Source organism: Streptomyces canus 299MFChir4.1 (assembly GCF_000383615.1).
GTDB classification, from domain to species: Bacteria; Actinomycetota; Actinomycetes; order Streptomycetales; family Streptomycetaceae; genus Streptomyces; species Streptomyces canus_C.
The window spans coordinates 72,892-86,872 of the sequence record NZ_KB911601.1; the positions used below are offsets into that span (position 1 = coordinate 72,892).

The window sequence follows — 13,981 nt, forward strand, 5'->3', positions numbered from 1 at the left end:
AGGTCCACGCCGGTGAAGCCCGTCCGGCTCGTACGTCTCGGCCTATACGTCTCGGCTCATACGTCTCGGCTCATACGTCTCGGCTCATACGTCTCGGCCTCGTCAACCTCGCACGTGGCGCTCAGATAGAAGACATCGGTGGGTTCGACCAGCCGCACGTGGCCAATGCCGCCCTGCTGCGCTCGGCGGGACTGGCCGACCGCACCGTCACGCTCCCGATGGTCTCGTCGAGCACCAGCATCATCGAGGCCACCGCCGTCGAACCCACCCGGAATGGATGAAGAAGCGGCATCGCCATCCGGAGGCCCGGGGGCGGTGCCACCGCCACGCCGGGCCTCACGTGCCTGAGCTGGTCAGAGCGCTCCGTCGGCCCGCAGCTCGGCGATCCGCTCCGGGTCCAGCCCGGCGAGCTCCTTGAGCACTTCGTCGGTGTCCTCACCGTAGCTCGGCCCCGACCGGTCGTACCTGCCACCGATGTAGGTGGGTGTCTCGGAGAACCAGGTCGGATGTCCCTTGACCGGCCAGCGGCCGAGTTCGCTCTGCTCCAGCTCTACCAGCCAGCCGAGCGCGTCCAGTTGCGGGTCCGCCTCGTAACGGTCTTGCGCGGTCTGGCAGACGCCGGCGGGCACTCCCCTGGCTTGCAGCTCATGCATGAGCTCGAAGCCGTCCCGGTTTCGTGTCGCCTCGGCCACGAGGCGGTCGAGTGCGTCGGCGTGCTCGATCCTGTCCGCCAGTCTGGTGAAGCGGTGGTCGTCACGCAGTTCCTCAAGACCGAGGACGTCGGTCACGCCGTACCAGTGGGCATCGGTGAATGCCGCCAGTGCGAGCCAACGGTCGTCGCCCCGTGTGGGGAACGCTCCGTGCGGAGCTGCCTTCTTGTACGGCGAGGCGTTGCCGTAGCGAGCCCAGTCACGGCCGTTGGCGGTCTTGTCGAGGATCGCCGTTCCGGTGAGATACAGGCCCGTCTCGCCCTGGGAGGCGTCGATGTGGCATCCCAGTCCCGTGACGTCTCGGCGGTAGAGCGCGGCGAGTATGGCCGTCGACATATTGTACGCACCGAACCAGTCCAGGTAGGAGTAGCCGATCCCTGCCGGCGGGAAGGGGGCGGGCAGTCCGGACATGTCGCTGATCCCGGAGATGGCCTGGGCGCTCGGCCCGAACGTACGCACCTTGCCGTAGCCGCCCCGTTCGCCCAGGCCGCTCTGCTGCACATAGATGATGCGGGGGTTGAGTTCGCGCAGGCGGTCGTAACCCAGTCCCATCCGGGTCATCGTGCCGGGCGAGAACCCCTCCAGGACCATGTCGGCATCCCGGATCAGGTCTTCGAGGATCTTGCGTGCCTCCGGGTGCTTCAGGTTGAGGGAGAGCGAGCGCTTGCCGGCGTTGATCTCCATGAAAGAGCCACTGCGGTTCGGGCTGCCGTCGTCCCCGGTGTAGGCGGGGGTGGGCAGGGCGGTGACCGCGGCGTCCCGTTCGGCGCGACCCCCCGGTGGGCAGGCGCCGAGTGGACTGAACCTCATTCGGTCCGGCCGGCTGATGTGCTCGACCTTGATGACGTCGGCGCCCGCAGCGGCGAGGAGGCGACCTGCGCCCGCGCTCGCCAGCATCCAGCTCATGTCGACGACCCGCACGCCGGACAGGGCGAACGGCTTGCCGTGCGGGCTGTTGACCGTGGTTTCGTTGCGCGGCGATGTATAGGCCGGTCGCTGTTCCGGCCGGCTGCCTTTCCACTCTGCCTCTACCTCGTCGGTGTGTTCACCGACCAGCGGCGGCCGCGGTCCCCGGGGCCATTCGAACTCCTCCGTGACCCACTTCCCGCCGGTGTAGAGGAAGGTGCGGTCGAGCTCGGGGTGATAGACGTCGAAGAAGGCGCCCCTCTGCAACCAGTGCTCGTCCTTGGCGTTCTCCTCGGGGCGCCGCACCGGTGTCCAGGGAAGATTCAATGCCTGTGCGTCACGCCACACGTCTCGCTCGAACAGGGTCTGCCCGAGAAGGAGGTTGACCTGATGTGCCAGCCGGTCCCGCGCTTCGTCGCTGTTCCGGTAGTCCGTCGCGTACTTGGGGTCGCCCAGGTTGGCCTCGAAGCCGTACTTGCGCAAGAGCTCTACAGTGGCGTCCCATTCATCGCCCTGGGAGCGGACGTAGGTCCGGTACGGCAGGACGTAGCGGCCGTCCTTGGTCTGAGCGATCGACGGGCTCCGAGCCGAGGTGGTCGAGTGCCTGCAGGTGACGCGGCGGTGGACCTGCTTGAGATAGATCCAGTCCGGTAGGTCTGTCTCGGTGTTCTGGCTGACTGCCTGGTGCACGCTCGTCGACAGCGCTTGCCCTCGTCCCGTGTGCAGCCGATAGGTCAAAGCCGCCAGGATCGACATCGCCGCCATCTCGCCGGCGATGTAGTACGCCTGCCACATCTGGGGAGCGATGGGCGGGGTGTCGTACCCATGGACGGGGTCGGGATCGTAGCCGCAGTTCATCATCACTCCGCCCAGGGCGAGATGGACCAGGTCGCTGCCGGCGTAGTCGCGCCATGGGCCGATGTCGCCGAACGGAGAGATCCTCGCGTGGATCAGGCCGGGCCGGGTCTGACGCAGCACGTCGTATCCGAGGCCACGTTCGGCCAGGTAGTTCCGCGGCATACTGTCGAGGACCACGTCCGCCCGGGTGGCCAGGTCACGGAATCGCTCCTGGTCGGTTTCCGAGTCCAGGTCGAGGACGATCGAGCGCTTCCCCAGGTTGTGGTGCCAGAAGTACAGGCTCCGATCGGGGTGCGGCTCGTCATCGAGGAAGGGGCCGTACGTCCTGGTCTGCGCACCGCCCGGCGGTTCGACCCGCACCACATCCGCGCCGAGGCCGGCCAGGACCTTCCCGCAGTACTCGCCGAGCTCGTCGCCGACCTCGAGAACACGCAGCCGACCCAGGAACGCGAAGTGCTCTTGGGGCTCGTTGTCCGGCAGGTCGCCGGGCCAGGTGATCCCGTCGTGCAGGGCGTAGCTCATGACAGCCTCCTCGTTTCGAGATACGATATCCCATACAGCACATGTCAATCCCGATATCTCATGACCGAGTCGACCCGCAGACGAGGGAGCGAGGCGAAAGGGTGATCCCTGCATGATCGAGAGGCCCGACAACCTCACCGACCTCGTGTTCGCGGCGATTCGCGACCGCATCGTCAGCGCCTCGCTGCCACCGGGCAGCTCAGTCAGCGAGGCGACGCTCGCAAAGGAGCTGACGGTGAGCAAGACACCGGTCCGCGAAGCGCTGCTGCGGATGCGCCGCATCGGGCTCGTGGAGCCGACATCGCGAGGACTCCGCGTCACGCTCGCCTCTGCCCGGTCGGTGCGGGAAGCGTTCGAGTACCGCGCTCTTCTGGAGGCGGACGCCGCGGTCTACGCTTCCCACCACGCCACGGTCGAGCAGCTCGAGGCCATAGCGAACTGGGCGGCAAGGTCCGTGGGCTGCGCCCGCAGCGGTGATTCGGCCGGCTTCCGGCAGGCCGATCAGGAGTTCCACGTCGCGGTGGCGAACGCCTCGGGAAACGAGTACATGCGATCCGCCATCGAGGACGCCTTCGTCCTCACGGTCGCGCTGCGCCAACGTGACGTCAGCCTGGTCCGCGACTTGGTCCCGGACGCGCTCGAACACCTGGAGATCGCCCGCGCCCTGCGCGACCGCGACTCCACCGCGGCACGCGCCCTCCTCTCAGGCCACGCACTGCGCATCATGGACCAGCTGCTCGACGCAATGACGCAGCACGACGTCGCTGTGACCGCGGGGTGAACGCCGTCATGCGCCCTCTGCCTCGGCCGACCGCCCTGTCACGCCCGTTCTGGGACGGCTGCCTCCGCGGGAAACTCCTCGTGCAGCGCTGCTCCGGCTGCGCGCGCCGCTTCTTCATCCCCAGCGCCTTCTGCCCCCACTGCCTGGACACCGCCTACGAGTGGACCGAATCCTCCGGGCGCGGCCACGTCGTCACCTGCACGGTGGTCTGGCGGCCGCCGACCCCGGCCTTCGAACCGCCCTACGTCGTGGCCGTGGTCCGACTGGAGGAGGGATACGAAATGTTCACGAACATCGTCGGCGCCGAGCCGGACGCGGACCTGATCGGGGCCGCGGTCCAGGTCCGGTTCCATCAGGAGTCCGAGGACATCGCTTTGCCGTTCTTCGAGCTCGCAGCGGCGACCCGGCGGCGCCCGTGAGAAGCCGACAGGCCGTCATCGTAGGTGCTTTCAACACGCGGCAGGCTCGAAAGCTCGACGGGGAGACGTCCGACACCGTGACCGCGGCCGCGATCCGGGGCGCACTGAGCGACGCCGGCCTCACTGCCAAAGACGTCACCGGCGTCAACATCCTGCCGGGACTGGACTATCAGAATGGCTCACGCAAGTTCGGCTATGCGATGGGCATCCCCTACTTCTGGGCCGGCCGCGCCATGCCTGGCGCCGCATCGGTTCTCGAAGCAGCGACCGCGATCGAGACCGGCGTCACCGATGTCGTCGTGCTGGCCGCCGGCGAGGCCGGAATCCACCAGGACTCCGCAAGCACGGCTCCCTGGACCCGTCCGTCCAACGAGTTCATCGAATGCTGGGGGCTGATGACCCCCGCCGAGTTCGCCCTGTCGGCCAAGGAGTACATGCACAGGTTCTCGGTCGACCCGGCGAAGGTTGCGCATGTCGCGGCGGTGATCCGCAACAACGGCTCGCGCAACCCGGAGGCCGTCTACCACGGTCGCGGCCCGTTCACGGCAGCGGACATCCTGGCTTCACGGATGGTCGCGGACCCCTACCACCTGCTCGAATGCGCCACGACCGCGGAAGGGGGCAGCGCTCTCGTCCTCACCACAGCCGAGCGCGCTCGGGACCTGCCGGGCATCGCTGTCTCCGTGCTCGGCGGCGGTTCCGAGAGCTGGGGGCCGAGCTATACGCACCCGCCGACCTATGAACGGGTCGGGATGCTGGGCCGGGACGCGGCCGACCGCGCCTTCGCGCGCGCCGGGCTCGCCCGTGAGGATGTCGACGTCTTCGAGCTCTACGACAACTTCAGCTGGGAGATCATCAGGTATTTCGAGGCGTTCGGATACTGCGGTGTCGGCGAAGGGCCGGACTTCGTCGCCGACGGCGCGATTGAGGTGACCGGACGCTACCCCGTGGTGACGGACGGCGGCACGATGTCGCATTCGCACACTGGGGAGTCGCAGCGGATCCAGCGGGTCGTCCAAGCGGTGCGCCAGCTTCGCGGCACGTCCGCGGCCAACCAGCTGCCCGACCCGGAGATCGCGCTCGTGGCCGCGCTCGGTGACGTGGTGCTCCTTGGGCGGACTCTCGCCAGGGTCTGATATCTGAGATATTGTGTGCGGAAGTCAATCGAGACGAAAGAGGGAGCCGGATGACGACCACCGAGCTACCGATGATCATCAGCGTCGACGACCACATCATCGAGCCCCCGACGCTGTTCCAGAGGTGGCTGCCGGCGAAATACCAGGACCGGGCACCTCGGGTAGAGCGTCGACTGATCAGCAAGGAATCGAAGCTCTTCAACGGCCTGGTCGAGGATCCTGAAGGGGACCCCGGGGACGTCTGGCTGTTCGGCGACTCCGCGTACGTGCTGCGACGGCCCATCCTCATCCTCGACGGCGTCGAGACCACGGCCGACATGCGCGGCAACGAGCCGGCGACGTACGACCAGATGCACCCCGCGTGCTACGACCCCCAGGCCAGGCTCGCGGTGATGACCTCCCAGCATGTGGAGGCCTCACTCGCCTTCCCGACCTTCCCGCGGTTCTGCGGTCAGGCATTCAGCGAGCAGACCAGCAAGGACCGGGACTTCGGGATCGCATGCATCGAGGCCTATAACAACTTCATCGTCGAGGAATGGTGCGGCGACTCGGGCGGCCGCCACATCCCGCTCCCGGTCGTGCCTCTGTGGGACCCGGCACTCGCCGCGGCCGAGGTGCGCCGCAACGCGGCGCGGGGAGCTCGTGCAGTCACCTTCAGCGAGATCGTCGGGCATCTCGGCTTCCCGACCATTCACGACGGCAACTGGGATCCATTCTTCGCAGCCTGCGAGGAGACCGGCACGGTCATCTGCATGCACATCGGTTCGTCGTCAAAGATGATGCCGATGCCTCCAGGCGCACCCGACGTCGTCGCGACGACACTCCAGTTCTCCAACTCGTACGCCTCGATGGCGGACTTCATCTTCTCCGGCGTGCTCGATCGATTTCCGGGCCTCAAGCTCGCCTACTCCGAGGGCCAAGCAGGCTGGCTCCCCTACGCGATGGAGCGGATGGACCACGCCTACACCCATCACATTTGGGGGCACGGCGAGGTCAAGATGCAGGAGCTGCCCTCCACCTATATCCGGCGCAACATGTACGGCTGCATCTTCGCCGACCGGCACGCCATCGAGCAGGCCCACCAGATCGGCATCGACAACCTGATGTTCGAGGTCGATTTCCCGCACGCTGACGGCCCCTACCCGCACACCCTGGACCACCTCGCCGGGCAGTTCTCCGGCATCGACGCCGAGACGACATACAAAATTGTCCGCGGCAACGCGATCAAGCTGTTCCAGCTCGACCTGGACCGCCAGCCCGCCTGACGACCACAGCAGTCAACGGCTTCGCCCGCGCCCCCGGCCCTCCCCCCGGGAGCGCGGGCGAAGCCGCGTGGGTGGCTGCGCACGGCCGGCCGCGATGCCGTTGCCCATGGCCAGGACGTCCGGGTCCGGCCGGCAGGTGCGCTGGGATTCGAGCCGCTGCCGGCGCTGTTCGCGACGGGATCGCGATGGCGTCCCGCCGAGTGGTGCAGCTGATCAAGCTGGCGGATTTCCCAGGTCGCGGCCCGAATTGTCCTCGCCAGAGGCCCTGTTGAGGCTCACCGGGCCGGGACCAGCGGTGATCGCACGGCGGCCGACCGCGGCACGTACCGGACGGCTCCAAAGCGGAAGCGACAGACCATGATCGGCTACACCACGACCGAGGACACGACCACGATCCGCGAAGCCGAGGACGCCGGGACCGCTCCGGTACTCCTGCGGCCCGGATCAATTCCTCCCATCTCCCCGGCCGTCGGTGCACGCAAGCCATCCGGCCGCCCTCACGTCGAGAGCCGCCGGATGGTGAGCACCCGATCGGTGAGCCCCCGATCGGTGAGCACCCGATCGGGGGCGTCAGGCAAACTCCGTGAGCGACCTTCCTGCCGTTTCCTTGTTGGCGTAGGCGGCGATCGCCGTCCCTACCGCAGACAGGGCAACGAAGAATGCCGGCAGGAGAACATTGTCCGTCGAAACGTAGAGAGCACTGAGGATGAGAGGTGCCGCGCCTCCGAGCACCGCGGTCGTCACGTTGTACCCCAAAGAGTACGCAGTTGTACGCATGTGCGACGGGAAAAGCTCAAGCATCATCGGGTGGATGACCGAGTAATTTCCTGCGAAAGCGATACCGATCACGCCACCGGCAAGGCCGGAAAGGGCCACTTCGCCGATTCCGAGCACAAGATAGACCGGCACGGACAATACGATGATGGCGCCGCACGAGGTGAGTATCACCGGGCGGCGCCCGACGCGATCTGAAATGCGCGCGAAGAACGGAATCGCGATCGTCGCGCACGCCAGGGCGCAGGCACTGACGACAAGGCCACTGGGGCGCGTGTAATCGAGCTGGCTGTTGAGGTAGGTCGGCATGAAGACAAAGAGCACAAAGAATCCCGCGCTGTTCAGCATGGGCAGGGCGAACGCCAGCGCCAGCTGCCGACGATTGTCACGGGTGAACACGTCGCGCAGCGGGTTGCGAACGATCTTTCCTTCCTCCTGGAGCGCGAGGAAGGCGGGGGTGTCTTCGAGCTTCCGGCGAATGTAGAAACCGACGACACCCATCGGCGCCGCAATGAGGAACGGAATGCGCCAGCCCCAGCTCTCCATGGCTGTCGACGAAAGCGTCGATGTCAAAAGGAAGGCCGATCCGTTGCCGATGAGGTTGGCAAGAGTGCTGCCCGCCTGCGGGAACGACATGAGGAAGGCCCGGCGATTCGGCGGGGCGTGCTCGCCCACGAATGACATGGCGGCCGACACTTCACCTCCCACGGAGATGCCCTGAATCATGCGCATGGCGAGTAGAAGCAGTACGGAGCCGACGCCCCACGACGAGTAGCCCGGCAGCAGGCCGATCACTGTCGTGGCTCCCGCCATCAAGGTCAGCGCGAGCACCATGGCCGGGCGCCGGCCGACACGGTCGGACATCATGCCGAGCAGCACGCCGCCGACCGGGCGGAAGACGAATGACACGGCGAACAGACCGAACGTGAAGATCAGAGCGACCGCCTCCGCCCCTTCAGGGAAGAAGACGATGGCGATGATTCCCGCGAGAAAGCCGTAGACCGAGTTGTCGTAGTTCTCGACGAAGAACCCGATCGCTCCAGCGGTGGTGACCTTGCGGGTCTCGGAAGGTGGTGCGGTGCGCAGCAGTTCTGGGGATTCAGCAGATTTCACTACCGGATCCTTTCGTGAGTGCGTCCGGCGCGCCTATGCGCGAGGATCCACGGCCGAAGAATAGTATAGCTTCACCTATTTACCTATACCTTATTCAAGATCACTCGATTATTACTCGCAGTACTGGCATCTACAGGGGCAGCTGTCGCAGCGTGACCGGTCAGCCGGACCGCGGGCTCAGACGACCATTCGCAGTTGCAGAGGCAGCGACGCCGACCATCTGCCGAGTCGACCGTCATCAGTCGACGACACGGGACACTAGCGATGCTTTGTTACATCGGGCTACGTCATTGTGTTGCGAACACCTACTGCGGACGAGGCTGGGAGCGGCAGGGAGCCAGGGGCTCCCTGCCGCTGCTCAGGCCTGGGGATCCAGGGCCGCGGCCTGCTCGGCGGTGAGCGGGTTCACGGGCAGCCCGCGAAGAATGATGGCGAGCTTCGCCGTCTCCTCGAGTTCCTCAAGGGCGTCCAGGGCCGCGGCGAGGCTGGCTCCAGCGACAACGGGACCGTGGTTGCTCAGCAGCATGGCGTGCCTGCGTGCTGCGGTCGCCTCTGCGAGAGCCTCCAGGCGGGTGTCGCCGGGAGCGTAGTACGGCAGCAGAGGCAGTCGTCCGACGCGCATGGCGTAGTAGGCGGTCAGAGGAGGGAGGACGTTGTCGGTATCGAGATCGCGTATACAGGACACGGCAGCGCTGTAGGTGGAGTGAGTGTGCACGACCGCACGCGCACCCGGTCGAGCACGCAGCACGGCGGCGTGCAGGAACGCCTCCTTCGACGGCTTCGGCCCGGACAGGTGGCCACCGCGGTCGTCGATGAGCGACAAGTCGCTCGCCTGGACGGTACCGAGGCTGGAACCGGTGGGTGTGACGAGGATGCCGTCGGCCGTACGGACAGAGATGTTGCCTGTACTGCCGTGGGTCAGGCCCCGCGTGAAGACGGACCGGGCGGCGTCGATGATGTCGGCGGCCGCCCGGTCCCTCTCGGTCGCCGTCACGAACTGCCGTCCGAAGCGGCGACAAGAAGGTCCGGTTCGCCAAAGTTGCCCGACTTGAGCAGCACGTCCAGATTCCGGTCGGTGTGGATCCAGGGCACACCCCGGGCGGCCTCCAACCCGACGACACCGCCTCGGATACCAAGGGCAGCCACCAACGACCCCGACGTCTCCCCGCCGGCGGCGACGAAGCGAGTGACCCCGCGTTCACACAGCCCCCGGGCGATGTGCGCGAAGGCGCCCTCGAAGATCTCGGCCGATCGCTCGACACCGATCGCGTCCTGCACCTTACGGAGCGCTGCCGGAGCCAGCGACGAGTAGATCAGCGGGGCCGGACCGGTCGGAAGCGCGTCGTACCAGTCGAGCGCGCCCTGCGCGAGGCGTTCGGGATCGTCCGACTCGAACGCGTCCAGGCGATGCGCCGGTCGTTCCGCGCGCAGCATCCGGTCGATCTGCTCAAGGGTGCGTCGAGAGCAGCTTCCCGCGAGAACGACGGCCCGGCCGGCCGGTGCGCTCTCGCTCACGCGTGCGCGTGCCGCGGCGCCTCTTGATCCGTGCGCGCGTCCGATGGCGCCCGCCAGTCCCGCGGCACCGGCGACCAGCGGTTCGTCAAGGACAGCCTGGGCGATCGAGAAGAGGTCCTCTTCCGTTGCCGCGTCGGGGAACACATAGCGCGCCATGTGGCGTGTCCCGTCCACTGCACTCCGGATCGCTTCCGCGCCGCGGCGGACGACGTCGTGATCGACGACGACGCTGCTGCCCTTGGACTGTGCGTTCATGAGACGGGTGAGTGAGGAGTCCCGCATCGGGGTGAGCGGATGATTCCGCATGGAGGACTCGGACAGCAGTTCGTTGTTCACGAACAGATACCCGTTGAACGTCGTGCGCCCATGCTCCGGGGTGGCCGGTGTGGTCACCACGGCGTCGACCTGCAGCAGATCGACGAGGGCGTCGAGGACCGGCCCGATGTTGCCGTTCGCGGTGGAGTCGAAGGTGGAGCAGTACTTGAAGAAGAGCTGCCGTGCGCCGATCGCCTGCAGCGTCTGTGCGGCGCCGAGCGACTGCGCCACTGCCTCACGTGCGGGAATCGTGCGGGACTTGAGGGCGATCACCACGACGTCGAGGCCGGACCGCACGTCGGACGGATGGGGGGTGCCGAAATACACGCCGCACCGCATTCCGGTGCGGCGGAACGCCAGGGCAGCGTCGGTGGCGCCGGTGACGTCGTCGGCGATGACGCCAATCATCGACCGTTCCTCTCGGACATGAGCCGGAGCAGGGCGGCTGCCGCGCTCTTCGGGCCCGAGACGACCGGAATACCCACTGCCTCCTGTAGCGCGTCACCCGCGGACGCGAGCGAGTACTGGGCGAGGAAGATGGCTTCGACGTCGTCGGGCAGGTTCACGCAGGCATCTGCGAATGCGGCGACCAGGGCGTCTTGATCTCCCGCCGTCGCCGCGGCCAGCGCGGCGGGCACGGAGAGTCCGACGACCCGGCTGTCCGCACCGGCATCGTGAAGCGCCGTCTGGAGGCGCTCCACCGAGTCGTCGCACGCGGTGTCGACGGAGGCCAGCACGAGCACCGATGCGTAGCCCGCCGCGGCGATGTCGGCGAAGGCGGCCTCGTCGGGCGCCATCACCGGTACACCGGCGTCCGTGCCCTGTGCGACCGGGGCGTACACGGAGCAGGTGAGCAACACCGCGTCCACGTCCTCCGCGAGGGCGTGTCCGATCAAACGCTGCATGCGGTGCCGTAGATCGGAGTCCAGGCCCCCGTGGCTGACCGCGTCGACCAGCAGTCGGTCGTCGAGGATGTTCCACACGACCGCGTCGGGCAGGGTGTCGCGCAGCGCGGCACGTGCGGCGGGAATGGCCGCGGGCACGGCGCTGATGAGCGCGATCTTCGGAGTGCTGCTCATTCCGCGAGCTCCTTCATCCAGGTGAGTCCGGCCGCGGTTTCGGTGGCGGGCCGGTACTCGCACCCGATCCATCCGTCGTAGCCCGAGGACTCGATGACCCGGAACAGGGTGGAGTACGCGATCTCGCCCGTGCCGGGTTCGTGGCGTTCGGGTACGTCGGCGATCTGCAGGTGAAGCGCGATGCCGCGGTGTTTCTCGAAGGTGCGGATGAGGTCGCCCTCATCGATCTGCGCGTGGTAGAAGTCCAGCAGCAGCCCGACCAGGTCGACTCCGACGGCCTCCACGACCGCGGCGGCCCGGGCCTGCGAGGTGAGCACGAAACCAGGGGCGTCGCGCTGGTTCTGCGCCTCGAGCAGTAGCCGGATGCCGGTACCGCGTGCCTGCTCGGCCGCCCAGGCGATGTTGGCCACATAGCGCGCGAAGGCGCGATCGGCGCTCACGCCCTCCGGCACGATGCCACCCACGACGTGCAGGAACTTCGCTCCCAGGGCGGTGGCGTACTCCAGCCCGCGGAGCACGCCCTCCCGGTAGTCACCGACCGCGTCGGGGAGGCAGGCGTAGCCGGACCGCGTGGGCGATCCCGCGGGGCCCATCGGGGTGTTGATCAGGATCTGCTCAAGTCCGGCGTCGTCGAGCAGGGCGCGCAGCCGTCGGGGTTCGTACGCGTAGGGAGAGGCGTACTCGACCGCGGTGAAGCCGGCGCGGGCGGCGGCGTCGAACCGCTCCTCGAACGGCACCTCGGTGAAGAGCCATTTGAGGTTGGCGTCGAATCGGAGATTCGTCACGACAGTAGCCCGGAGGGCACCGGCTCAAGGGCGGTGGCACGGTACGCATGCGCCGCCTCGGGACTGCTGATGAAGTCGACGAAGGCCGCGACATCGGCGTTTTCCGTCGAGGCGACGGCGGTCCCGGCCGAGAACTCGGTCCACTTCTGCAGCTCCTCCGGAAGGGGGCCGACGATCTCGGCTCCCGGCACGAACAGGAGCTCACTCAGCTGCTGGACGGCGAGGTCCGCCTCACCGCTTTCCAGCGCGGTCGCGGTGAAGCCCTTCTCCAGCACGGTCGCCTTGGGAAGCACCACGTCTTCGAGGCCGAGGCGCTTCACCAGGTCGACGAAGTAGATGCCGCTCTGGCCCGTGCGCGAGTACGCGACCGAGCGGGCGGTGACGAGCGTCGCCAGCAGGTCCTCCCTCGTGGTGACCTTGGGATGTTCGGCGCCGCGCGCCACGGCAAGCCCGATGCCGCTTCGTACGATCGGTCGCGGCCCTTCGGCGACGATGCCGTTCGCGATCAGGGCATCGAGTGACGGCGTGGCTGCGATCATCACGTCGAAGTGCTCCCCCGCGTCGAGACGCCGGAGCAGTTGGACCGTGGGGTCGTAGACGGGGATGACCTCGACACCGGTACGTTCAGTGAAGGCGGCGAAGAGATGGTCGTCGAACGCCTTGCGGGTCGCCAGCCCGCTCATCATGACAATGGATCGGTTGGGCACGAGAAGTCTCCTGTCTCGACAGGGTTGGTTGGGGGCGATGCGACGCTCCGCGGCGCGGGGCGTCGCATCGCGGTCACAGACGAGCGCGCCGCGCGATCACGTCGGCGTTTACGGCGGCTCGAGGCATCTCGCCGGACAGGGCCGCCAGGACGGATTCCGCCGCCGACGTTCCCGAACGTGCCCGGCCTTCGATGGTCGCTCCGGCGATATGCGGCGTGAGGAGGAGGTTCGCGACCCCACGGAGCGCGCTGTCCACAGGTAGCGGTTCGTCTTCGAAGGTGTCGAGCGCCGCGCCTGCGATCCTGCCCCCGCGAAGCGCGTTGACCAGTGCCGCTTCGTCGACCACCCCTCCGCGGGCGGCGTTGACGAGGACGGCTCCGTGCTTCATCCGGGCGATCGCGTCCTCGTTGATCAGATGGCGCGTGTCGTCACTGAGGAGAACATGCACCGTGATGGCATCGGAGCGCCGAAGGAGCTCGGGCAACTCCACCAGCGAGGCCCCGCTTTGTCCGACCAAGACGCCGTCGCTGTAGGGGTCGCACGCCAGCACCGTCATCCCGAAGGCCTGCGCGAGGCCGGCGACGCTTCGGCCGATCGCTCCGAAACCGACAACGCCGAGCGTCTTGCCGTACAACTCGCGTCCGCTGGTCTGTGTCCAGCCCCCTTCCTGCATCGAGGCGCCGGCCTGGGGAATGCCGCGCACCAGGTTGAGGAGTGACGCGATGGTGAACTCGGCCACCGACCGGCGGTTCACGTTCGGCGTGGTGCAGACGGCGATGCCGAGCGCGTTCGCGGCCGGCACGTCGACGTTGTCGTAGCCGACTCCGGTGCGGGCGACGACCTTCAGCCGCGGCGCGGCATTGAGCACGCGGGCGTCGCACGGTTGGACACCGGCGACCAGCGCGTCCACGTCGGTGACGGCGTCTTCGAGCGAGCGCCCCTGGCGCTGGAGATCGGCCGGCCGCCCGAACACGACGTCGCATCCGGCATCGGCGAGCATGCGATGCACATGATCCCCTTCGTCCAGCCACGACGTTGTGATCAGCACACGTTTGCGGCGCACTTCGCCTCCGTCTGCATGTATGGGCGCGTTGCC

At 67.4% G+C, this 13,981-nt stretch carries 13 protein-coding genes; 5 read left to right on the forward strand and 8 right to left on the reverse strand.

The window, feature by feature from the left end; all coding sequences use genetic code 11:
* Positions 1–158 precede the first annotated feature (158 nt).
* Positions 159–281: a hypothetical protein gene (locus H293_RS60470; protein ID WP_020121994.1), complete on the forward strand. Its 123-nt coding sequence runs from the start codon at positions 159–161 to the stop codon at positions 279–281.
* Positions 282–353: 72 nt separating this feature from the next.
* Here the strand turns inward: H293_RS60470 and H293_RS0132480 are convergent, their stop codons facing one another.
* Positions 354–2,996, reverse strand: coding sequence for a CaiB/BaiF CoA transferase family protein (locus tag H293_RS0132480; RefSeq protein WP_020121995.1), 2,643 nt, complete (start codon positions 2,994–2,996; stop codon positions 354–356).
* Between the two features lie 112 nt (positions 2,997–3,108).
* Here H293_RS0132480 and H293_RS0132485 point away from each other — a divergent pair, with 112 nt between their 5' ends.
* From H293_RS0132485 to H293_RS0132500, 4 genes are all read left to right on the forward strand, one after another.
* On the forward strand, positions 3,109–3,777 hold the full coding sequence (locus tag H293_RS0132485; protein WP_020121996.1) for a GntR family transcriptional regulator: 669 nt from the start codon (positions 3,109–3,111) through the stop codon (positions 3,775–3,777).
* 8 nt (positions 3,778–3,785) lie between these two features.
* Positions 3,786–4,196, forward strand: coding sequence for a Zn-ribbon domain-containing OB-fold protein (locus H293_RS50415; protein ID WP_063746949.1), 411 nt, complete (start codon positions 3,786–3,788; stop codon positions 4,194–4,196).
* 77 nt (positions 4,197–4,273) lie between these two features.
* Positions 4,274–5,332 (forward strand): thiolase family protein, encoded by a 1,059-nt coding sequence (locus H293_RS0132495; RefSeq protein ID WP_020121998.1) that lies wholly within the window; start codon positions 4,274–4,276, stop codon positions 5,330–5,332.
* 50 nt (positions 5,333–5,382) lie between these two features.
* A complete protein-coding gene (locus tag H293_RS0132500; RefSeq protein ID WP_020121999.1) occupies positions 5,383–6,597 on the forward strand; it encodes an amidohydrolase family protein in 1,215 nt (404 codons plus the stop codon).
* 570 nt (positions 6,598–7,167) lie between these two features.
* Here the strand turns inward: H293_RS0132500 and H293_RS0132505 are convergent.
* From H293_RS0132505 to H293_RS0132535, 7 genes are all read right to left on the reverse strand, one after another.
* Positions 7,168–8,484, reverse strand: coding sequence for an MFS transporter (locus tag H293_RS0132505; RefSeq protein ID WP_020122000.1), 1,317 nt, complete (start codon positions 8,482–8,484; stop codon positions 7,168–7,170).
* A gap of 358 nt (positions 8,485–8,842) precedes the next feature.
* A complete protein-coding gene (gene otnC, locus H293_RS0132510) occupies positions 8,843–9,478 on the reverse strand; it encodes a 3-oxo-tetronate 4-phosphate decarboxylase (protein ID WP_020122001.1) in 636 nt (211 codons plus the stop codon).
* Positions 9,475–10,722, reverse strand: coding sequence for a 3-oxo-tetronate kinase (gene otnK / locus H293_RS0132515; protein ID WP_020122002.1), 1,248 nt, complete (start codon positions 10,720–10,722; stop codon positions 9,475–9,477). Before otnK ends, otnC begins: the two co-directional genes overlap by 4 nt.
* Positions 10,719–11,393 carry an aspartate/glutamate racemase family protein gene (locus H293_RS0132520; RefSeq protein WP_020122003.1) on the reverse strand — a complete coding sequence of 225 codons (675 nt, stop codon included), beginning with the start codon at positions 11,391–11,393 and terminating at the stop codon, positions 10,719–10,721. The genes otnK and H293_RS0132520 overlap by 4 nt, the downstream gene beginning before the upstream one ends.
* Positions 11,390–12,178 (reverse strand): hydroxypyruvate isomerase family protein, encoded by a 789-nt coding sequence (locus tag H293_RS0132525; RefSeq protein ID WP_020122004.1) that lies wholly within the window; start codon positions 12,176–12,178, stop codon positions 11,390–11,392. The genes H293_RS0132520 and H293_RS0132525 overlap by 4 nt, the downstream gene beginning before the upstream one ends.
* Positions 12,175–12,885 carry a substrate-binding domain-containing protein gene (locus tag H293_RS0132530; RefSeq protein ID WP_199790220.1) on the reverse strand — a complete coding sequence of 237 codons (711 nt, stop codon included), beginning with the start codon at positions 12,883–12,885 and terminating at the stop codon, positions 12,175–12,177. The genes H293_RS0132525 and H293_RS0132530 overlap by 4 nt, the downstream gene beginning before the upstream one ends.
* A gap of 73 nt (positions 12,886–12,958) precedes the next feature.
* Positions 12,959–13,948 carry a phosphoglycerate dehydrogenase gene (locus H293_RS0132535; RefSeq protein WP_020122006.1) on the reverse strand — a complete coding sequence of 330 codons (990 nt, stop codon included), beginning with the start codon at positions 13,946–13,948 and terminating at the stop codon, positions 12,959–12,961.
* Positions 13,949–13,981: the final 33 nt, after the last annotated feature.